General features: G+C 67.4%; 20 protein-coding genes. 11 read left to right on the forward strand and 9 right to left on the reverse strand.

Annotated elements, in window-relative coordinates; genetic code table 11:
• The 3 genes from ELR45_RS22455 to trpS form a co-directional block, all read right to left on the reverse strand.
• Positions 1 to 1,310: YihY/virulence factor BrkB family protein (locus ELR45_RS22455; protein ID WP_205857063.1), on the reverse strand; the 1,310-nt coding region annotated here is incomplete at its 3' end.
• A complete protein-coding gene (locus ELR45_RS22460) occupies positions 1,307 to 1,954 on the reverse strand; it encodes a 2'-5' RNA ligase family protein (protein ID WP_129668342.1) in 648 nt (215 codons plus the stop codon). The genes ELR45_RS22455 and ELR45_RS22460, both read right to left, overlap by 4 nt.
• Positions 1,955 to 1,961: 7 nt before the next feature.
• Positions 1,962 to 2,987, reverse strand: a complete 1,026-nt coding sequence (trpS, locus tag ELR45_RS22465) for a tryptophan--tRNA ligase (RefSeq protein WP_129668343.1) — start codon at positions 2,985 to 2,987, stop codon at positions 1,962 to 1,964.
• A gap of 161 nt (positions 2,988 to 3,148) precedes the next feature.
• Here trpS and ELR45_RS22470 point away from each other — a divergent pair, with 161 nt between their 5' ends.
• The 5 genes from ELR45_RS22470 (at position 3,149) to galK (ending at position 9,055) form a co-directional block, all read left to right on the forward strand.
• On the forward strand, positions 3,149 to 4,951 hold the full coding sequence (locus ELR45_RS22470; RefSeq protein ID WP_129668344.1) for a phosphoglucomutase: 1,803 nt from the start codon (positions 3,149 to 3,151) through the stop codon (positions 4,949 to 4,951).
• A 99-nt stretch (positions 4,952 to 5,050) separates the two neighbouring features.
• On the forward strand, positions 5,051 to 5,881 hold the full coding sequence (locus tag ELR45_RS22475) for a DeoR/GlpR family DNA-binding transcription regulator (protein WP_205857064.1): 831 nt from the start codon (positions 5,051 to 5,053) through the stop codon (positions 5,879 to 5,881).
• Positions 5,878 to 6,960 carry a galactose-1-phosphate uridylyltransferase gene (gene galT / locus ELR45_RS22480; RefSeq protein ID WP_129668345.1) on the forward strand — a complete coding sequence of 361 codons (1,083 nt, stop codon included), beginning with the start codon at positions 5,878 to 5,880 and terminating at the stop codon, positions 6,958 to 6,960. The genes ELR45_RS22475 and galT overlap by 4 nt, the downstream gene beginning before the upstream one ends.
• Positions 6,957 to 7,925, forward strand: coding sequence for a UDP-glucose 4-epimerase GalE (gene galE / locus ELR45_RS22485; RefSeq protein WP_129668346.1), 969 nt, complete (start codon positions 6,957 to 6,959; stop codon positions 7,923 to 7,925). Before galT ends, galE begins: the two co-directional genes overlap by 4 nt.
• A complete protein-coding gene (galK, locus tag ELR45_RS22490) occupies positions 7,922 to 9,055 on the forward strand; it encodes a galactokinase (protein WP_129668347.1) in 1,134 nt (377 codons plus the stop codon). The genes galE and galK overlap by 4 nt, the downstream gene beginning before the upstream one ends.
• A gap of 142 nt (positions 9,056 to 9,197) precedes the next feature.
• Here galK and ELR45_RS22495 read toward each other — a convergent pair whose 3' ends face one another.
• Together ELR45_RS22495 and ELR45_RS22500 are read right to left on the reverse strand one after the other, a co-directional pair.
• Positions 9,198 to 9,566 (reverse strand): hypothetical protein, encoded by a 369-nt coding sequence (locus tag ELR45_RS22495; RefSeq protein WP_129668348.1) that lies wholly within the window; start codon positions 9,564 to 9,566, stop codon positions 9,198 to 9,200.
• Between the two features lie 6 nt (positions 9,567 to 9,572).
• Positions 9,573 to 9,842, reverse strand: a complete 270-nt coding sequence (locus ELR45_RS22500) for a BrnT family toxin (RefSeq protein ID WP_129668349.1) — start codon at positions 9,840 to 9,842, stop codon at positions 9,573 to 9,575.
• A 604-nt stretch (positions 9,843 to 10,446) separates the two neighbouring features.
• Here ELR45_RS22500 and ELR45_RS22505 point away from each other — a divergent pair.
• Positions 10,447 to 11,259 (forward strand): NAD(+) diphosphatase, encoded by an 813-nt coding sequence (locus ELR45_RS22505; RefSeq protein ID WP_129668350.1) that lies wholly within the window; start codon positions 10,447 to 10,449, stop codon positions 11,257 to 11,259.
• A gap of 170 nt (positions 11,260 to 11,429) precedes the next feature.
• Here ELR45_RS22505 and ELR45_RS22510 read toward each other — a convergent pair whose 3' ends face one another.
• Positions 11,430 to 12,446 carry a LacI family DNA-binding transcriptional regulator gene (locus ELR45_RS22510; RefSeq protein WP_129668351.1) on the reverse strand — a complete coding sequence of 339 codons (1,017 nt, stop codon included), beginning with the start codon at positions 12,444 to 12,446 and terminating at the stop codon, positions 11,430 to 11,432.
• Positions 12,447 to 12,799: 353 nt separating this feature from the next.
• Here ELR45_RS22510 and ELR45_RS22515 point away from each other — a divergent pair, with 353 nt between their 5' ends.
• Complete coding sequence (locus tag ELR45_RS22515; RefSeq protein WP_129668352.1) at positions 12,800 to 13,450, forward strand: HAD family hydrolase; 651 nt, start codon at positions 12,800 to 12,802, stop codon at positions 13,448 to 13,450.
• Positions 13,451 to 13,517: 67 nt separating this feature from the next.
• Positions 13,518 to 13,883 (forward strand): LacI family DNA-binding transcriptional regulator, encoded by a 366-nt coding sequence (locus ELR45_RS22520; protein ID WP_129668353.1) that lies wholly within the window; start codon positions 13,518 to 13,520, stop codon positions 13,881 to 13,883.
• Positions 13,884 to 13,903: 20 nt separating this feature from the next.
• On the opposite strand, the gene ELR45_RS22525 is transcribed toward ELR45_RS22520, so the two are convergent.
• Both ELR45_RS22525 and ELR45_RS22530 read right to left on the reverse strand, forming a co-directional pair.
• Positions 13,904 to 15,367, reverse strand: coding sequence for a sulfatase family protein (locus tag ELR45_RS22525; RefSeq protein WP_129668354.1), 1,464 nt, complete (start codon positions 15,365 to 15,367; stop codon positions 13,904 to 13,906).
• Positions 15,368 to 15,657: 290 nt separating this feature from the next.
• Entirely contained in the window at positions 15,658 to 16,482 is an 825-nt protein-coding gene (locus ELR45_RS22530; protein WP_129668355.1) for an SDR family NAD(P)-dependent oxidoreductase, read from the reverse strand.
• A 106-nt stretch (positions 16,483 to 16,588) separates the two neighbouring features.
• Between ELR45_RS22530 and ELR45_RS22535 the strand changes: the two genes are divergently transcribed.
• Both ELR45_RS22535 and ELR45_RS22540 read left to right on the forward strand, forming a co-directional pair.
• Complete coding sequence (locus ELR45_RS22535) at positions 16,589 to 17,179, forward strand: TetR/AcrR family transcriptional regulator (RefSeq protein ID WP_129668356.1); 591 nt, start codon at positions 16,589 to 16,591, stop codon at positions 17,177 to 17,179.
• 147 nt (positions 17,180 to 17,326) lie between these two features.
• Complete coding sequence (locus ELR45_RS22540; RefSeq protein ID WP_129668357.1) at positions 17,327 to 18,382, forward strand: siderophore-interacting protein; 1,056 nt, start codon at positions 17,327 to 17,329, stop codon at positions 18,380 to 18,382.
• A 33-nt stretch (positions 18,383 to 18,415) separates the two neighbouring features.
• Here ELR45_RS22540 and ELR45_RS22545 read toward each other — a convergent pair whose 3' ends face one another.
• Positions 18,416 to 19,357 (reverse strand): hypothetical protein, encoded by a 942-nt coding sequence (locus ELR45_RS22545; protein ID WP_129668358.1) that lies wholly within the window; start codon positions 19,355 to 19,357, stop codon positions 18,416 to 18,418.
• A 169-nt stretch (positions 19,358 to 19,526) separates the two neighbouring features.
• Here ELR45_RS22545 and ELR45_RS22550 point away from each other — a divergent pair, with 169 nt between their 5' ends.
• A complete protein-coding gene (locus tag ELR45_RS22550) occupies positions 19,527 to 19,991 on the forward strand; it encodes a pyridoxamine 5'-phosphate oxidase family protein (protein ID WP_205857065.1) in 465 nt (154 codons plus the stop codon).
• The last annotated feature ends 111 nt before the right edge of the window (positions 19,992 to 20,102 follow it).

Consider the following 20,102-nt stretch of genomic DNA (forward strand, 5'->3'; position numbering starts at 1 on the left):
CGGTCGTCGCGTCCTGGGCGGAGAGCTGACCGCAGCGTCCGGGCCGCGCGTCCGGTGAGAATCGCCAGCCCTGTTCCAGCGGCTCCAAGGACCGCCCCCGCCGCGAGTCCGACACCACGCGCCTGCCGTGCGGACGGGCTCACTACCACCGCCGGGCCACGTGCCCCGCGCGCGGGACGAGCGCCCTCGTCGCGGGCACCTTCGCGAGCGGCATCACGTCGACGACCGGCGTCGTCGCGACCAGCGTCACCTCGACGGCCGGCGTCTTGGCGACGGCCGTCGGCGCCTGGCCGGGCCGCATCCGCTCCTGCTTCACCGGCGCCGCCCTGACGAGTGAAACTGGCTGTCACCCGCTCGCGCTCAGCAGGACCGACGGTCGAGCTTCCGCCCTTGGCCATCTCCGCGTGTTCCGCCAGGATCCGTTCCCGCTCCTCCGCGTCGAGATGGTCGATGGCGCTCTCCGCCGTCACCGCGGCAAGCACCATGAGCAGCCTGGTGACGATGTAGATCCAGCCGATCACGATCAGCGGCGTGGCGAACGCCCCGTACGACTCGCTCCCCGGTCCCGCGACGTACTCCACCAGGAACGTCTTCAGGATCTCGAAGACGACGGCGCCGATCAGGGCGGTCACGGCCTGTTCGCGCGGCGGTACCAGGATCCTCGGCAGCCCGGCCAGCAAGTAGGCGAACAGCAACGTGTTGACGCCCACCGACAGGATCCAACTGATGGACTGCAGGGTAGCCGCCGCGCCGCTTCCCCCGAAGTCCAGCCAGTCAAGCAGGTCGGCGGCCATGCGGCGGACGATGACGCTGGTCCCCCAGGACAGCGCGAGAAGCATGCCGAGACCGAGCAACGACGCGGCGTCGAGCAGTTTCCGGGTCACGATGTTCCCCGGCTGGTCGTCCATCCCCCACATGGAGCGCACAGCAGCCCGCATCGCATCGACCCACCGCAGACCCGCGTACATCAGCAGGACGGCGCCCACAGCACCGACGGCGCCGGCATTGCGCCGGAACGCGGCGACGTTCAGACCCATCTCCGGGAAGTTGTCGTCGACCAGATTCTGCACGGTCTCGACACCCGAGCTTCCAGCCACCGCGCTTGCGATCGCGGCGGACAGGGCCAGCAGCGGAAACAGGGAGCTGAACCCGTAGAAGCTCGCGGCGCCGGCCAGCCGGTCCCCGCGGAGGTCGCCGTAGCGATTCCAGGCCCGGACCGGGAGGGTGGGCTGCAGCCGTCTCCATAGCGCTTGAGCGCGGGCGATGACGGACTTGACGCCAGCGACACCCGTTCGGATCCAGGCGATCAACGCGACTGCCCCTTCGGCGGGGCCGTGTCACCGCCTGTCAGGCGCTGAACGGCCTTCAGCCGCGACTCTCCGCCGCGGCGTACTGCGGCCACCTCCCCTTCGGCGGTCAGGTTGAAGTCGCGTTCGCGCCGCCAGTAACCGTCCTCGCCGTGCTCGTACAGGCTGAACGCGTGCACGTCGAATACGGCCTCGTAGCCGGCGAGCGTCTTGAAGGCGGTCGTCATCGCCTCCTCCGGGAGATAGTGCGCCACCGTCACGTGCGGGTGGTACGGGAATGAGAGCTCGAGCGCCAGCGGCCCGGTACGGATCGACATCGACAGCCGTTCACACGCCGAGATCCCTTCGGACAGCGCAACGAACACCACTGGCGACACCGGCATGAAGGTCGCTGTTCCTCGCAGGCGCACCCGGAACGGCGGGAAGCTCGCACCTACCTGTTCAAGGTGATCTCGGACCTCGGCGTACTGCCCGCCCTCCCCATCCTTGACCTCCGTTGGCGGTATCAAGGTGATATGTGAAGGGATGGCGTCGGCGAGCGGGTCGCCGAACGAGCGGCGCCAGTCCTGCAGCTCGCTGCCGTATGGCTCGGGCACCGGCACGGCGACGCCGATGGTGCGGCTATGGTCATCCCCTTGTGGCGTCACTACCTTCTCACCGCGCCGTCATGGGCTCGAGAAATCCGACACGGTCATAGACGCGCGTGAGGGTGGCAGAGGCAACCTCCTGTGCCTTCGCGGCGCCGGTCGCGAGAAGCGCATCGAGCTCGGCAGGGTCGTCGAGCAATTCGCGCACGCGCTTCTGAAACGGGATCACGGTGTCCAGCACGGCCGACGCAACCTCCTTCTTCAGGTCTCCGTATCCCCGGCCTTCGAAATCCTGCACGATCTGGTCCACGGGGCGCATGGTGAGCGCGGAAAGAATAGTAATGAGATTTGTGACGCCTGGCTTGTTCTCCGCGTCAATCGCTATCTCCCGGCCGGAATCGGTGACGGCGCTCTTGACCCGCTTCTCGATCACCTTCGGGTCGTCGAGTAGCTCGATCAGGCCGGCGCCACCGATGCTCTTGCTCATCTTGACCGTGGGGTCCTGCAAGTCCTGAATCTTGGCAGTGGCCTCCGGGATGAAGGCCTTGGGCAGCACGAACGTCTCGCCGAAACGCGAGTTGAACCGCCCACCGATGTCCCTGGTCAGCTCGACGTGCTGGCGCTGATCCTCGCCGACGGGGACCATGTCGGCGTCATACAGCAGGATGTCGGCGGCCTGCAGGACCGGGTAGGTGAAGAGCCCGACCGTCGTCGCTTCTGTGCCCTGCCGCGCCGACTTGTCCTTGAACTGCGTCATCCGGCTCGCCTCGCCGAAGCCCGTGATGCAACTGAGCACCCAGGCAAGCTGAGGGTGCTGGGGCACGTGGCTCTGCACGAAGAGGGTGCTGCGTTCTGGGTCGACGCCCCCGGCGATGTACTGAGCGGCCGTGACCCTGGTGCGCTCGCGCAGCTGCGCCGGCTCATGCCCAGCCGTGATGGCGTGCAGATCGACGACACAGTAGAAGGCGTCGTAGTCGGCTTGCATAGCCGCCCACTGCCGCAATGCCCCCAGGTAGTTACCGAGATGCAGGGACGCGTTGGTTGGCTGCATACCTGACAGCACGCGGGGACGACGCGAGGCATTGGTGGTCATGACACCTATTCTGGCAGCAACCCTCGACCGCCGAGTGCTGAGACCGCTCATTGCGTGTGTCGATCACGGTACCGGCACCCCACTCCTCCCACGTGTCGGCGTCCCGGGGCGTGGCAAGCTTGCTCGGAGAAGCGTCAGTGCGTCGTGTCGAAGGAGTCCCCATGCCAGAGCATCCACGTGCGGGCCAACCGGCCGAGCCGGCCGACCTCGTCGACATCGCGCGCCTGGTCACGGCCTATTACACGCAGCATCCCGACGCCACTGAAGCGGCCCAGCAGGTCGCCTTCGGGACCTCCGGCCACCGCGGTTCCGCGTTCAACACGGCTTTCAACGATGACCACATCGCCGCCACATCGCAGGCGATCTGCGACTACCGGCGAGAGAACGGCATCGACGGCCCGCTTTTCCTCGGCAAGGACACGCACGCCCTGTCCGAGCCGGCCTGGGCGACGGCCGTCGAGGTCTTCGCGGCCAACGGCGTGCTGCTGCTCGTGGACGCAGCCGACCGGTACACGCCCACCCCGGCTGTCTCGCACGCCATCCTGCGGCACAACTCCGGCGCCGGTGGCGCGGTCAGCGCCTCGATGGTGGCCGCCGCGAGCGCCGCCGGAGTTCCGGTCGCCGCAGGTCAGGGTGCGACGCATTACGCCGACGGCGTCGTGGTCACCCCGTCGCACAATCCGCCGGGAGACGGCGGCTTCAAGTACAACCCGCCGGACGGCGGCCCCGCCGGCTCGGACATCACCGGCTGGATCCAGTCCGCCGCGAACCGTTATATCGAGGCCGGCCTGGACGGCGTCCAGCGGATTCCGCTGGCCCGCGCGCTCGGCGCCGACACGACCTCCACCTACGACTTCCTCGGTCACTACGTCGACGACCTCCCTGCTGTCGTGGACATCGAGGCGATCCGATCCTCCGGTGTGCGGATCGGGGCCGACCCGCTGGGCGGCGCCTCGGTGGACTACTGGGGCGCCATCGCCGAGCGGCACCGGCTGGACTTGACCGTCGTCAATCCGCTCACCGACCCGACCTGGCGCTTCATGACGCTGGACTGGGACGGGAAGATCCGGATGGACTGCTCGTCGCCGTCGGCGATGGCGTCGCTGATCGGCCGCATGCGTCGTGACGACGACGCGTCCCCCACCGCCCACGTGCAGGGCGGCGCGGCACGCGGTGTCGCCGCACACGGTGTCGAGGCGCACGGCGCACCGTTCGACGTCGCCACCGGCAACGATGCCGATTCCGACCGGCACGGGATCGTCACCCCGGATCACGGCCTGATGAATCCGAACCATTTCCTGGCCGTCGCCATCGGATACCTCTTCGATCGCCGGGACGGCTGGCCAGCGGGCGCCGGCGTGGGCAAGACCCTCGTGAGCTCATCCATGATCGACCGGGTCGCGGCGTCGCTGGGCCGGCCTCTGGTGGAAGTCCCGGTCGGATTCAAATGGTTCGTACCAGGACTGCTGGATGGTTCGGTCGGATTCGGCGGCGAGGAGTCCGCGGGTGCGTCGTTCCTGCGGCGGGACGGCGGTACATGGAGCACCGACAAGGACGGGATCATTGCCTGCCTGCTCGCCGCCGAGATCATCGCCACCACGGGGAAGACGCCCAGCCAGCATTACGGCCTGCTGACCGATCGGCATGGCGAGCCGGTGTACGCACGGGTCGATGCACCCGCCTCGCGTGAGCAGAAGGCCGCCTTGTCCGGGCTCTCCGCCGAGCAGGTCACCGCCACCGAGCTGGCCGGCGAGCCGATCACCGCCAAGCTGACGAGGGCACCCGGCAACGACGCCCCGCTCGGTGGCCTGAAGGTGGTGACCGAGTCCGGTTGGTTCGCCGCTCGTCCGTCCGGGACTGAGGACGTGTACAAGATTTACGCCGAGAGCTTCCGAGGCGAAGACCACCTGGCGCAGATCCAGACCGAAGCCCGCGCCGTCGTCGATTCCGTCCTGGACGGCTGAACCGACTCTCACCCACGAGCCCCGCCACGCCCAGGGCTCAAGAAGCAGGCTTGTTCGAACCTGTGCGATAATGTGGGTTGTTGAGAGGAGGCATGTTCGGTGTTGGCGGAAGAACGACGTACCCGGATCATGCGAGAGGTCACACAGAACGGCGCGGCCCGCGTGGCGGATCTGGCCGATCTCTTCGACGTCTCCGAGATGACCATCCGGCGTGACCTGGACGCGCTGGCGGAGCGTGGCGCTCTGGACAAGGTCCACGGTGGCGCCACCACCCGGGCCCGGATGACCGAAGAACCGGGCTTCGCCGCCAAGTCCGTCCGGCAGCAGGCAGAGAAGGACGCCATTGCCCACGCGGCGATGGACCTGGTCTCGCCAGGTTCGTCGGTCGCGATCTCGGCGGGCACCACGACCTGGACATTCGCTCGTGCGCTCGCCGGAGCGCCCAACCTCACCGTGGTCACCAACTCGATACAGATCGCCGACGTGTTCCACGCCACGCCCGCCCCGGACACCTCGGTCGTGCTGACCGGCGGCGTCCGTACCCCGTCGGACGCGCTCGTAGGTCCGGTCGCCGTCGCCGCACTCAGCCAGCTCCATGTGGATGTCGTCTTCCTCGGTGTCCACGGCATCGATCCTGGCGCCGGCTTCACAACTCCGAACATCCTCGAAGCGGAGACCGACCGCGCCATGGTCGCCGCGGCGCGACGCCTCGTCGTGCTCGCCGACCACACGAAATGGCGGACCATCGGCCTGAGCACCATCGCCCACCTCGACAGGGCGGACACCCTCATTACCGACGACGCCCTCCCCGGCGAGGCCCGAGAGGCTCTGCGCGGACACATCGACGACATCGTCTTCGCGCCGGTCAGCGGCCGAGCTCGTCACACTGAGCCGAACAACATCGAACACGCCAGCAAGGGAGCCTTGTGAAACGCACCCAGGCCAGACTCGCGGACGGCCGCGAGATCATCTACTTCGACCTCGACGACGACGCTGTCCGCGATCTCGACGATCCACGCGATCTGCCACCGGTCAGCACCGCGTCGCAGATACGCCACGACCCCTTGCTTGACGAGTGGGTGGCGATGGCCTCGCACCGGCAGACCCGGACCTTCCTGCCGCCTGCCGACCTCTGTCCGCTCTGCCCATCGCGCGACGGCAAGCAGACCGAGGTGCCGTCCCCCGACTACGACGTCGTCGTCTTCGAGAACCGCTTCCCGAGCCTGTCGATGGGGGCCGCGGATCCGGATCCAGCCGAGCACATCGGTTCCGCCGTCGGCGTCGCTCGCGCCGGTACCGGCCGGTGCGAGGTGGTCTGCTTCAGCAGCGATCACGGTGCGTCGTTCGGCACGCTGAGCCAGGAGCGCGCTCGGCTGGTGGTGGACGCCTGGGCCGACCGCACGGCCGAGCTCTGCGCACTGCCCGGCGTCGAGCAGGTGTTCTGCTTCGAGAACCGCGGCGAGGAGATCGGGGTCACACTCTCCCATCCGCACGGGCAGATCTACGCTTACCCGTACGTCACGCCGCGCACATCGCGGATGCTGGAGACCGCACGCCGGTACAGCGACACGCACGGGCGGAACCTGTTCGCGGATGTGCTCGCCGAGGAACGCTCCGCGGAGCGGGTCATCGTCAGCTCCGCACACTGGACGGCGTTCGTGCCGGCCGCGGCGCGCTGGCCGGTCGAAGTCCATATCTTCCCGCACCGGCAGGTGCCGGACATCCCGTCGCTCACCGACGACGAGCGGGACGACTTCGTCGCCGTCTACCTGGACGTACTCCGCCGGTTCGACGCCCTGTACGACGCGCCGCTGCCCTACATCGCGGCGTGGCAGCAGGCACCGGTCCACGCCGACCGGGACCTGGCCTACCTGCACCTTCAGGTGTTCTCGGTCAAGCGGGCGGCGGACAAGCTGAAATACCTGGCCGGTTCGGAATCGGCCATGGGGGCGTTCATCACCGATGTGCTCCCCGAGGATGTCGCCGCGCGGTTGAGGAGGAACGCATGAAGGTTCTGGTCACCGGCGGGGCCGGATACATCGGCTCCGTCGTCGGCGCCCAGCTCGTGCAGGCGGGGCACGACGTCGTCGTCCTGGACAACCTGTCCACCGGCCATGCCGACGCCGTGCCCGACGGCGCGGCGTTCGTCGAGGGCGACATCAACGACGCGGCCCAGGTTCTCGACTCGTCATTCGACGCCGTCCTGCATTTCGCGGCGAAGTCGCTGGTGGCCGAGTCCGTCGCGAAGCCTGAGCTGTACTGGTGGAACAACGTCGTCGGCACGCTGCGGCTGCTGGAGGCGATGCGCGTGCACGGTGTGCGCAGGCTGGTCTTCTCGTCGACGGCGGCCACATACGGCGAGCCGGAGACCACCCCGATCCGCGAGGACGCGCCCGCCGTGCCGATCAACCCGTATGGGCACAGCAAGCTCGCCGTGGACCACGCGCTGGCGGGTGAAGCGTCCGCGCACGGCCTGGCCGCGGTGAGCCTGCGCTACTTCAACGTCGGTGGCGCCTTCGACCGCTACGGCGAGCGGCACGACCCGGAGAGCCATCTCATCCCGAACGTGCTCGCGGTGCCTGCCGGCCGGCGGGACGCCATCGACGTCTTCGGCATCGACTACCCCACCCGCGACGGGACAGCGGTGCGCGACTACCTCCACGTGGAGGACCTCGGCCGGGCACACCTGCTGGCTCTGGACTGGACTGCGCGGGCCGAGACCGCCGGAACCCACCGCGTCTACAACCTCGGAAGCGGCACCGGGTTCACGGTCCATGAGGTGGTCGACGCGGTGCGCCGGGTCACCGGACATCCGGTTCCCGCACGGGACAAGGAGCGGCGTGCCGGCGACCCACCAGCGCTGGTCGCCTCCGCCGACCGCATCGCCGCCGACCTCGGCTGGCAACCAGAACACGACCTCGACCGCATCGTCGCCGACGCCTGGACCTTCATGAGCAAGGGAGAGAATCCATGACAGACATCGACGCAGTGGGCTCCGCGCCCGGCCGGGTGAACCTGATCGGGGAACACACCGACTACAACGGCGGCTTCGCCCTTCCGCTGGCGCTTCCGCATCGCGCCACCGCGACGCTGAGGCGCCGCGACGACCGGAACGTGACGGTGCTGTCAGACGGGCGGGAAGCCGTGCCGGTCGAGTTCGACGTCGAGACGAAGCCTGGTGACGTGGAAGGCTGGGCCGCCTACATCGCCGGCTTGTTCTGGGCGCTGCGCGAGGCCGGGCACGAGGTGCCGGGTGCCGACATCCGGATCAGCAGCGATGTGCCGAGCGGTGCCGGACTGTCTTCGTCGGCGGCGCTGGAATGCTCGGTGCTGACCGGACTCGACGCGCTCGCCGGGCTGGGGCTCGATCCGACGACGATGGCGCTGCTCGCGCAGCGGACGGAGAACCACTACGTGGGTGCACCCACGGGTCTGATGGACCAGATGGCCTCGATGCACGGGCGCGAGGGGCACGTCGTGCTGTTCGACGCGGCAGCCGTCACCGCCGAGCCGATCCCGTGCGACCTCGCGGCCGCCGGGCTGTCACTGCTGATCGTCAACACGCGGGTGCACCACCAGCACGCGGACGGCGAGTACGGCGAGCGCCGTCGCACCTGCGAGGACGCGGCGCGACGTCTCGGCGTCGAGTCGCTGCGAGACGTCCAGGACCACGCCGTCGAGCAGGTGCTCGCCCGCCTCGACGACGGATCCGATGCCGGCGCCGGCGATGTGATGCGGCGACGCGTGCGGCACGTGCTGACGGAGAATCAGCGTGTCGAGGAAACCGTGGAACTGCTGCGCTCGGGCCGCCTGCGGGAGATCGGGCCGCTGCTCACCGCGTCGCATGTCTCGCTCCGCGACGACTACGAGGTGACGGTTCAAGAGCTCGATGTCGCGGTCGACGCCGCCCTGGAGGCGGGCGCACTCGGTGCCCGGATGACCGGCGGCGGCTTCGGCGGGTCCATCATCGCGCTGGTGGACGACGGCCAGGCCACCGCCGTCGCCGAAGCCGTGCGCGACGCGTTCGCCGGTAACGGGTTCACCGCCCCGGACACGTTCGTCGCCGTGCCGTCGGCGGGCGCCGGAGTCGTCTCATCGTCGTAGGCCCGAAACGGCCTGCCTCCTGGCCTGATGTTTCGCTTGAGCTATTGGGAAGCGGCATAAGCGCAACTACAGGCCAGGAGGTAGGGTCGGTTCCCGCTATCGACGAATAGAATGGCAGCCGCACCCGGAGCCCGGCTGCGGCCTACTGGGCGCGAGTCCTCGTGCGCCGGCCCTTCTTGACCGGGCCTGACCTGTGAGTTGCGACATCAGAGCGGCGGCTTGCCCGGCCGATGAAGTCGACGAGATCGTCGACGGAGACAACCCGGTCGTCGCTGTCGTCATATTCACGGATGCCGGAATCGATCCAGCGGCGCAAAAGAGCAGACGTCGTGGTGTCGGATTCCGCGGCGATCTCGCGGACCCGATGAAGGACCGGCACTGGCAGACGAATGGCAAACGTCGTCATCCGCGCCGACGGTCGCGTGTCGGCTGGCTCGTGGACCGCCTTCTCTAGATCTACCGAAGTGTCGGTGTTGTCGTAGTACTCACGGAGTTCGTCGGCTCTGCCCATCCGCGCTCAGCGTCCCTTCTGACGGAACAGTCGTGCCTCGGCGTCGGTCATGTCTCGCGCGGTCACCACATACCATCTCCCGTCGAACGCCTCGACCAGGACGACGAGCAGCGTGCGCCCTGCGGCATCTTGGCCGTAGACCACGGTCGACTCATCACGACCTTTGGTCACATAGTGCGGACGCGCGTTAACGACCTCCTCTACCTCGTCAGGTGTGACGTGGTGCTTGGCTATGTGCGCCTCGTTGTCCTCGTTCCAGTACAGCTCGCGCCACACCTTCTATCACCATACCCACCTTCGTATTGCATGTGCAATACGCGTACGAGTTGCCGCTAGTGGCAGCGCTGTCATGTCGGCTCCTCCCGCGTGTGGGGATCACCGCGACAAGAGCGTGATCGATCTTCGACGGGGTCTTCAATGCTCATCCCAGGAATGTGGATATCTCGGCCATCAGCCTCGAGCCTGTGGACAACTGCCCGCCCTGCAGACCCAGGGGCTATTGCGTTCTCGTTGTACTGGTCACGGCGTCGATGAGGTCGTTGGGGCGGCGGCCGGGCGCGCAGCCAGCCGGTCAGCACCGCCAGCAACACGGTGGCGTCGAGGCGGATCGGGCACCGCAGCAAGGGCATGCACCAGATCCCGCTGCTGCTTTGTGCCCAGACATGCGGGCACGTCCAGGTCGGCAGGTAGGTGGGTGCGCACAGCTTCGATCAGCGAAGATGACATCGGCGGGTGGGGTCCTTCGGGAGTCGTGGTTTCTCAGCAACTCCATGATCACCACAGGGCGACACCTGCCTCACACCACCGTGGGCATCCACATTGCCGCAGATCAACCGCCTACCCAGCGGCTTGCAATGGCCCTGAGTGGTAGTGTGCCTCGATGCCGCTGCCGTTCCTGCCCGGTTACGACGCGTCTGTCGTACCAGCAGCCGACGACCTGCTGGTCGCGGCAACCATCGACGGACGCGTCGTGGTCTTGCCTGACGGCACCCTTCCGACCGTCGCCGCGATGCCGGAACTGGCGGTACGCCACCTCGGCACACTGCGCTGCCGCCCAGTCTGGGCAGGGGAGCTGGCGACGGTATCCGATGGTACGGCGCTGCGCTCGTGGCTGACGCTGACGGCCGAGCTGCCGGCGCCGGTCGCCGCGGTCGTCGCGCGCGGCTACTACCAGGTGCGCTGGCGGCACACGAATCGCCACTGCGGCGAATGCGGCGAGGAGCTGCAGGACATTGGTGGCTTCACGACCCGACGCTGTCCACAGTGCACGACGCTGCCGTACGTGCCTAACGCGATGTCACCTGTCGTGGTCCTCGCCGTCGAGTACGACGACCGGCTCCTGCTGGTGCGTCAAACGTACGGGCCTTACCAGCACGAATGGGACCTCGTCGCCGGGTTCGTCGAGCCCGGAGAGACCCTCGAAGGGGCGGCCGTCCGGGAGCTGTGGGAGGAGACCGGCTTGGTACCTACCCAGCTGGCCTACACCGACAGCCACCCGTGGTCCTTCAGCGGCCCAGCGGTGCTGCTGGCCGGCTTCACCGCCACGATCAGCGATCCGACCCTGCGGCTGGATCCAGGCGAGATCGCCCAGGCGCGGTGGTTCAGCCGGGCGGAGCTTCGCGCGCTGCCACCGGCTGAGTTGCCGACGTTCGCGTACACGATGTCGTTGATCCACCGGTTTCTCGAAGCCTGACGACCCGCAGGCCCTGTGGCCCGTCACCAGGTATGTCGAAGAACGTCATGATCGTGCCGGTAGGCTGGCTAGCGGCCTTGGGGTTGCGGCGATGGGGCGGGGCGGCCCAAGCGAAACACTGGGCCACGAGGCCGGCGTGGCTGATCGGAGACGTCGGCGTCAGCCGGAATTCAAGGGCGGCCGGCGGTGCTCTCCCGGATCACTAGGTTGAAGTCGATGTGTAGCTCCCGCGGCGGGGCGTTGCGCCCCGCCGAGATACGCTGCATCAGCGCGTCGACGGCCACATTCGCCAGTTGTTCCTTGTCCGGGGCGATCGTCGTCAGGCTCGGCACGCTGTATCGGCCCTCCGCGATGTCGTCGAACCCGATCACCGCGACATCCTCCGGCACCGACACCCCCCGCTCGGCCAGCGTCCGGAGAGCTCCGATCGCGAGCACATCGTTCATGCAGAACACCGAGTCGGGCGGCTCGCGCATGTCGAGCAGGTGGGCCATCGCCTGCGCCCCGTCGGGCCGGTCGAACCGTTCGGTGGGGATCAGCAGGCGCGAGTCGACCGCGAGCCCAGCCTCGCGGTGCGCCTGCCTGAATCCCTTCAGCCGGGGCGCTGCGGTCCGGGCACGGCGCGCTCGCCGCGCCCCTATCACCGCGATCCGGCTGCGACCCAACTCGATCAGATGCGCCGTCGCCGCCCGCGCCGCCGCTACGTTGTCGAGCGATACGTGATCCGCGTAACCGGTCGCGGGCACGTGCTCACCCAGCAGGACGAAGGGCACCTCCGCCGACGCCACCTCTAACTCGGTCGCCTCGAGAGCCAGCGGGCTGAACAGAATCCCATCGATGAACTGGGGTTGGATGCCGGAGACGACGGCGCCTTCCCGCTCCCGCCGCCCCTCGGTGTTGTCGACCAGCACGGTGTACCCGTGCCGATCGGCCGCATGCATGACCTGATCGGCCAGCTCGGCGAAGTAGGGCTCCCCGAGCCGCGGGACCGCCAGCGCGATGATGTTCGTCCGCCCTGTTCGCAGGCTGCGGGCCGACAGGTTGGGCCGGTAGCCGAGCTGGTCGATCGCCGTCTGGACCTTGAGCCGGGTCTCGTCGGTGACGTGGATATGGCCGTGCACCACGTTCGAGACCGTCTTGATCGACACACCCGCGTGCTCGGCCACGTCCTTGAGCCTGACTGTCACAACTCCTCCCACCGCTACCCGCGCATCCCACGTGACGCGGACATCTTACAGCGTTGTACTTAACGTTTAGCCACCAAAATCCCGCGGGCCGGACCAAGCGGTGTCACGCGGCAGCGTTGGACCTGACCGAGCCCAAGGCGTCGCGCCGAAGCTGGTCAGCTGTGATCAGTAGGACGGCGGGCTCGGAATCCACGGGTCCTCCGGGTGCTCAGAGCGTTGTACTACGTTGTAGATGTCGTTGTATCAGATACCTGTCCAGACGACTTCTGGAGGTTCACGTGCCGGACGAGGAGCGCGCAGGCCATCGGACCGTGCGGCTGGCACGGGCGACCACTCCTCCCTAGGCTGTCTGGATGATCACCCCGGTCGAACTCGTCATTTTCGACTGCGACGGCGTGCTCGTCGACAGTGAACGCATAGCCGTGCGCATCCACGTTGCCGTGGGCGCCGAGCTGGGCTGGCCGCTGACCGAAGCCGAGGTAGTCGAAAAATTCATCGGCCGGTCGATAGTCACCAACAGTGAACAAATCGCCGCCCGACTAGGGCCGAACCGGGCCTTGCTCTGGCAGGAGAGATTCGAGCAACTCCACCGCACGGCCGTCAACGCCGAACTCACCCCGGTCGATGGCATCTTCGAAGTCCTCGACACCCTCACGCTTCCCAGCTGCGTCGCCTCTGGCGGCAGCCACGACACGATGCGCCACACCCTGGGCCACACCGGGATCTACCCATACTTCGAAGGCCGCATTTTCAGTGCCAGCGAGGTCGCCCACGGCAAACCGGCCCCCGACCTGTTCCTGCACGCCGCCAGGCAAATGGGCATCCCACCCTCGGCCTGCATCGTCGTCGAGGACAGCAAATACGGGATCCAGGCAGCCCGCGCAGCTGGCATGCGAGCCCTTGGCTACGCCGGCGGCCTCACACCCGCGCAATGGCTCGAAGGACCGAACACAACGGTCTTCGACGACATGCGCAAACTCCCGGGACTCCTCGCAGGAGCCTGATGCGCAGTGAAGGAACGCTATAACGTTGAGCTGCAGCCGAGGTGGTGTGGGTAGGAGTGACGATGTGATGAACGCGACGATCAAGGACGTCGCCAAGCTGGCCGGTGTCTCGATCAAGACGGTGTCCAATGTCCTCAACGGATACCCGTACTTGACCGACGAGACGAAGGCAAAGGTCGAGAAGGCACTGGTCGAGCTCGACTATCGGCCCAACATCGCCGCGCGCAACCTCAGGCGCGGACGTACAGGCGTGATTGCCCTGGCGCTACCGAACCTCAGTAGCCCGTATTTCGCCGAGATCGCACAGCTGATCGTCAGCGAGGCCGGCGCGCGTGACCTCACCGTCCTGGTGGACGCCACCGATGGTGATCTCGAACGCGAGAAGCTAGTGGCCGAGGGGTTCCGCAGCCAGCGTTGCATCGGCTGCCTTTGATGTGCCGTTCGACCCGAAGACTACGTGGCGTGCCAGTTGTGCGGTGCGCGCTTCGGCGTGTAGGCGGCGACTGGCAGATCGTCCACGACGCGGGTCGACCACCGCAGCAGCCTCTCCACCAGCTCGGCGCGGACCTGCGCGGCCGCCGGCTCGGCGGCCAGATTGGTCAGCTCCATCGGGTCCGCCTCAAGGTCGTACAGCTCGACGTCGCCAGTGACGTGATAGACGAGCTTCCAGCGATCGTGCCGGAGCATCCTCGACATGCCGCTCTGCGTCACACTGTTGAGCTCGTCGTACACCTCGCCGTCGTAGGGGAAATGCAGCTCCGGGCGTTCCTCGGAGTCGTACGGCAGGCCGCCGTAGCCTCGCTCGGCATAGATGCTGTCGAACTCGGCCGCCGGGTACGTCTCGCCGGTCAGTGTGGGCCACAGGCTCCGGCCCTGGACGCCATACGGGATCGGCTTGCCGACGGCCTCGCACAGCGTCGGAAAGATGTCGGCCAGAGAGACGAAGTCGTCGCGGTTGTCGCCTGCCACAACCCCGGGCCCGGTGATCATGAACGGAATCCGCATGAGCAACTCCGGCATCCCGGCGCCCTTGCGCTGCAGCCCGTATTCGCCCACGTAGTCGCCGTGGTCAGAGATGAACACGACGATGGTGTCCTGCAGTGCGCCGTCCTCCTCGAGGTACGAGGTCAGGCGCCGGAGCTGGTCGTCGATCAGACGCAGCATCCCACAGTAGCTCGCCCGGTAACGTCGCCAGCCGTCGTCGTATCCGGGTCTCTTCTCCTCGACGAGCTCACGCAGCCATCGCCACGCTCCACCCTTGGCCACGGCGGCCTCCGGACCACAGGCCCGGTCCGGGAGGTCCGCCTCCGGAAATAGGGAGAAATACGGGTCCGGCGCTTGGTACGGGTTGTGCGGCTCGGGCAGTGAGACCCAGGAGAAGAACGGCTTGCTCCGATCGCGCGCCTCCAGCGAGGCGATCATGTCGGAGACGATCCGATATGGGTACTGCACATGCAGCGGGAACGGCGTGGGCTCCGACGTCGGGCCGTGATCGATCGAACGCAGCCAGGCGCTGAACCGCTCCTCCTCGTCCGTCCGGTCTGGCGCTTGCACATGCCAGTACGGCCCGGAGAACGAGTCATAGTCGTCCTCGCTGTTGCGGTAGACGTGGGTCTTGCCGGCAAAATGCAGGCCGTAGCCCGCGTCGCGAAGGACGTCGAGAAGGTCTTCGCCACGTAGCACCTCGGGCACCGCAGAGTTCTGCCGCACCCGGTGAGCCGACGGGAACCGCCCGGTGACCAGGCTCGTGCGCGCGGGCACGCAGGCCGGCGCGGTGGTGTATCCGCGGCGGAACCTGGTTCCCGACGCCGCCAGCTCATCCAGGTACGGCATCGTGTCCAGTGGGTATCCCTCAGCGGCCGTCAGGTCGGCGCGGTGCTGGTCCGTCATCACCAGCAGAATGTTCGGTGTGCTCATGCGGCACCACCTCCCTCGGCCGTCCGGCGGGCATGACGACGGTGCGCATCGGTCAACTCCTCGAAGGTGCGGTCGAACACGCCATCTGGCGATTCGAACCACCTTTGTTCGACGCCTCGGCCGGCATCGTCGAAGGCGAATCGCCAGGTCCCGCTCAGATCGGTCCATCGCGGACGGCGCAGTAACGGCCTCGGGTGCGGTGTCGTCTCGGTCACGGCAGCTGCTCAAGTCCCAGAGTCTTCTAACGTTGTGTACAACGTAGTAAAGCACGCAACCTCATGCCCTCTCAATCACGGCCTCAAGAGGTGCTCGGTCAGGCCGTACAGACGTCGCGCGTCGTCCGCGTCCAACGTGGACAGCGACAAGGAGACCGGCTTCCCGCTGTCGGAGGCGATCAGCGGCCGATCGGGCGGATTATCCATCAGCTCGATGACGGGCCGGATGCTCTTCTCAACCGGCCGGGCGAAGAACCGCGCAAGGGTCTTGATGAACGCCTTCGCCGGCTGCTTCAAGGTCGCCGTGCCACTGTCGGTGAACCCCGGATGGTAGAGAACGTAACGTGTCCGCCCGCCGGGGTGATGGTCCGCATACCCCACGCCAAGAAGGTCGGTCGCCCGGCCGCCCTGAAGCATCGCGCGCACGCTGCCGTAACGCTTACCCAGCGTGAGGTCCTCCCAGTGGACACGCCCCTTAGTGATGCCGATCCCGCAGATGTTCACGATCACCGGCGCGCCGCCCTTCTCGAGTAGCTCGGTGAGACCGTAACTGAGCAGGAACCGGCTGACGTAGTAGAGGGCGAAGGTGCTCTCGAACCCATCGACGGTCTCCTCCCGCCGGTGGAAGTGCCGGATCGCGGTGAGCACGAGACCGTCGAGTGAGTCGTTCCGGGCCTTGATCTCCTTGATAACGCGTCTGTTCTCGGCCACCGAGATCAAGTCCGCTCGGATGAACTCCGCCCGATCGGCAGCGCCGATCTCCGCCGCTTCGTCAAGGAACGCCCGCCCCCGTCCGGAGTCGCTGCCGATGACGGTCACACGACCGCCGGCTCGGAGGTAGTGCATGGCGACGCCGCGACCCATGCCGGTTGTACCACCGGCCACAACGATGTTCTTCATCGACCCTCACTAAGTCATCGAATGGTGACTTCGCACGATAGCGGGCGACCGGATATGATGTCAACGAGCGATGACTTAGCTCTACAGCTCACGGAAGGGAAGTTCGGTGACAGAGAAGCGACGGCGAGACAAGCCGGCCACCAAGGCGGCCCTACTGGAGTCGGCCCGGCTGCGATTCGCCCGCGACGGTTACGACGCGACGAGCGTCCGCGACGTGGCCCGAGACGCGGGCGTCGACCCCACCCTGATCTTTCGTTATTTCGGCTCGAAGAAGCAGTTGTTCGACGAGGCCACGACCACACCTGCCGAAGAGGCGGACTTGCTCGACGGGCCGCCGGAAGAGATGGTCGCCCGGATGGTCAGCTCGGTCGTCTTCCATGACTGGTCTCGCTACGGCGGCGAACACCCGCTCGTGGCGATGCTGCGATCATCCGCACTTCCCGACGTGCGAGAGCGCATCCGCGACGAGGTGTGTCACGAGTACGTTGACGCGTTCGAGAAGCTGGTCGACGGCCCGGATGCGGCCTTGCGCGCCGAGTTGCTCAGCGCGTGGCTCGTCGGCATGGGCATCCTCCGGTCCGTCGTCCGCACTCCCGCCATGAGCGACGCACAGGCGACAGATCTAGCCCCATACGTCGAGGCCGTCGCCACCAGCCTGCTCGGCCGCCCGATGACTGGCGTGGCGACGACTGACTGATGGGCAACTCACCTCGGCACACCGTTCACACGGGCTGATCAACCACACCGACACCTGGATGCCGTTGCGAATCTCAGCGTGTACGTTTAGGCTCGCCTAAGTTAGCCTTGCCTATGCTGAACATATGAGCCTCACACGGGGAATACGATGACGATCACCGCCGCCGATACGAACGATGGTGCGCTGAGCACCGCCGAGAAGACCGACACCAGCACGCTGCCCTGGCGCCCGTTCCGGGTCACCGTCGCGCGACTGCAACGGCTCAGCCCGTCGTTCCTGCGAATCACCTTCACCGGCGACGACCTCGACCAGTTCGGGTACGACGGTCCGGACCAGCGGATCAAGCTCTACATCCCGCGCCTGGGCCAAGGGTTGCCCGATTTCTCCTTCACCGACTGGTACACGCAGTACCGCAACTTCGATCCAGCGACGCGGGGCTTCGTCCGCACCTACACCATCCGCGCCGTCCGACCGGAGCGCCGCGAGCTCGACGTCGACTTCGTCATGCACGGCCACCCCGCACCGACGGCCCCGGTCAGCACGGAAGCGGCGTGCCCGGCGGCGACGTGGGCGACAGACGCCTCGCCCGGGGACGAAGTCGTCCTGATCGGGCCCAACCGCGTGTGCCCAGGTGACAGCGGCGGCCACGAATGGAACCCGCCGGCCGGCGCACGCGACATCGTCCTCGCCGGCGACGAGACCGCGGTCCCGGCCATCGCCGGTATCTTGGAGTCGCTATGCGACGACGGCCTCAACGGTTCGACGCCGAACGGCACCGCGCCGGAGCATGGAGTACTGCCGTCCGCGGACGCGCGGATCCGGGTCTTCCTCGAGATACCGGAACCGGCCGACGCGTTGGACCTGCAGGCACCCGACAACGTCGAGATCACCTGGTTGCCACGACGGCGCGACGACGGCACGTCGGCACCCAACGGTGAGCCCTTGGTCAGCGCAGTCACGGCCGTCACCTTCGACGCGCCGCAGTCGTCCGCCGACGACGCCTCGATGGTCGACACGGTGGACATCGACCTCGAGGTCCTCTGGGAGGTCGCGGCCGGAGCCACGAGCAGTGTCTATGTCTGGGTGGCCGGCGAAGCCGGTGCCGTCAAGGCCATCCGCCGGCACCTGGTCCGCGAGCGCGGCATCGACAAGGGTGCCGTCACCTTCATGGGCTACTGGCGCCTCGGCCGCGCCCTCGACTGAGGCTCGTGCGGGCAGTGCTCGGCGAACCACTTCTCAGCGGAGCATCGCGTCGGGATAGTCGACGTCAACCTCTTCGATGACGACGTCGAACCCCTCGCCGTCGGCGTCGCCGCCCACGTCGTGAATGCTCACGCAGATCCCGGTCTGCCGGTCCAGCGCCACGCGGTGCGCATCGGCGAACTTCGGCAACGGATCTGGGAGCGGTCCGCCTTCTTCCCGCAGGATGGCGACCGTGACGTCGTTGAACAACAACGGACAGCACGAGCAGCGAGGATCGTAGGCGGATGCCGGACGGACCGTCGCGATGAGCGTGGGCCGTCCCAGCCGATCGGCTTCCTGCAGCTCCAGGATCTCGACGCCAGTCGGCCGCTCTCCGGTCGCCGGCGGTTCGTCGTCCAGATCCGCCCCGTCGGCCAGCTCGACCGGGTCCAGCATGGCCACCCAGTAATAGTTCTGGTGCATCGGATCGTCGTCATCGCCGATGGAGTCATCCGGGCGACGCTCCACCAGTCCGTCCGGGCGCCGCAAGGGCTGCGGAGCCTGCCGATCCCGCGGATCCGGGAACTCCGCTTGTGGTGCCCCCGGATCCAGCGACGCCGGAAACTCGGCCGGCTGCGGCAGACCCGAACCCTGCGGGGCCTCCTGTTCCGGCTGTGGCAAAGGAACGTACCTCCCGATCTCCTCGCCGCGGCGAGGAGCGACGCCGGGGACTGCGCCGGGATCGGGGACGGCCTCCGGGTCGAGCACCACGCTCATCGCTGCTCGGCCACGGCGGAGGTCGTCGCGCTCGTCGACCACGTACGGCGGCCTGCTCGACGGCTCGATGTACTCCACACGCATCAGGCCCGGACGCCGGATCCACGCCCGCACCCGCTCGCCGTCGTCGCGCCCCACCATGGTCCGGGTCAGCCGCACCGAAGACCACAGCCACGGCGACGAGCGCGCCAACGCCCGGAACGTCTCGACATCAACCACAGCTCAGACGGTACCCGCGGGCGTGCCTGCGTGCGACGCCGTTTTTCGACGGCGGGATCCGACGCTCGAACATCGAGTTGAGACGATGAACCATCGCACGTCTCGTCAGAATCGCTTTGACTGGAACATGTCCGTTGAGCACCAATGAAAGGCCCACACCGACATGTCCATGGCCATGACCGCAGAAGCCCGCGAGCAGTTCCTCGCCGAGACCCGGATCGGCATCTTCACCGTCGCCCGGCCCGAACCCGGGCGCGCGCCACTCTCCGTACCGGTCTGGTACGGGTACACACCCGGCGGCGATGTCGAAGTCTTCATGGACGCAGGTTCGGTGAAGGACAGGCTGTTACGCCAGGCGGAGCGGTTCAGTCTCAGCGTGCACACCGAGGACGTCCCGTACCGCTACGTCACGGTCGAAGGGCCGGCCTCGTGGGAGGAGTCTCCGACGACGGAGCAGCTCCACACGGTCGCCGCGCGCTACCTCGATCCCGACGACGCCGACAACTACGTCAAGACCCAGGTGAACAGTCCGACGCTCCTCGTCCGCATGCGCCCCGAGCGGTGGTTGAGCAACGACCAGACCGACGTGTGGGCGCAGCTCCGCGCCGAATGGTACGGCACCTCACGCGCCTGATCCGACGGCGCAGTCACGACCCCACGCCCAGCCACGCAGCAACGTCCTGCGGACCGAGCGCTATAGCCCTCGGTCCGCAGGACGTTGTGAAGGAGACTCAGACGGCGAGGC

It is taken from the genome of Phytoactinopolyspora endophytica (genome assembly GCF_004138495.1).
In the GTDB taxonomy this organism is placed as follows: Bacteria; Actinomycetota; Actinomycetes; order Jiangellales; family Jiangellaceae; genus Phytoactinopolyspora; species Phytoactinopolyspora endophytica.

What these genes read in the sequence shown, in the direction of transcription:
- trpS (WP_129668343.1), bottom strand. Translation starts at nt 2,987, where the DNA reads ATGACCACCAATGCCTCGCGTCGTCCCCGCGTGCTGTCAGGTATGCAG.
- ELR45_RS22470 (WP_129668344.1), top strand. Translation starts at nt 3,149, where the DNA reads ATGCCAGAGCATCCACGTGCGGGCCAACCGGCCGAGCCGGCCGACCTC.
- galE (WP_129668346.1), top strand. Translation starts at nt 6,957, where the DNA reads ATGAAGGTTCTGGTCACCGGCGGGGCCGGATACATCGGCTCCGTCGTC.
- galK (WP_129668347.1), top strand. Translation starts at nt 7,922, where the DNA reads ATGACAGACATCGACGCAGTGGGCTCCGCGCCCGGCCGGGTGAACCTG.
- ELR45_RS22495 (WP_129668348.1), bottom strand. Translation starts at nt 9,566, where the DNA reads ATGGGCAGAGCCGACGAACTCCGTGAGTACTACGACAACACCGACACT.
- ELR45_RS22505 (WP_129668350.1), top strand. Translation starts at nt 10,447, where the DNA reads ATGCCGCTGCCGTTCCTGCCCGGTTACGACGCGTCTGTCGTACCAGCA.
- ELR45_RS22515 (WP_129668352.1), top strand. Translation starts at nt 12,800, where the DNA reads ATGATCACCCCGGTCGAACTCGTCATTTTCGACTGCGACGGCGTGCTC.
- ELR45_RS22520 (WP_129668353.1), top strand. Translation starts at nt 13,518, where the DNA reads ATGAACGCGACGATCAAGGACGTCGCCAAGCTGGCCGGTGTCTCGATC.
- ELR45_RS22525 (WP_129668354.1), bottom strand. Translation starts at nt 15,367, where the DNA reads ATGAGCACACCGAACATTCTGCTGGTGATGACGGACCAGCACCGCGCC.
- ELR45_RS22530 (WP_129668355.1), bottom strand. Translation starts at nt 16,482, where the DNA reads ATGAAGAACATCGTTGTGGCCGGTGGTACAACCGGCATGGGTCGCGGC.
- ELR45_RS22540 (WP_129668357.1), top strand. Translation starts at nt 17,327, where the DNA reads ATGACGATCACCGCCGCCGATACGAACGATGGTGCGCTGAGCACCGCC.
- ELR45_RS22550 (WP_205857065.1), top strand. Translation starts at nt 19,527, where the DNA reads ATGGCCATGACCGCAGAAGCCCGCGAGCAGTTCCTCGCCGAGACCCGG.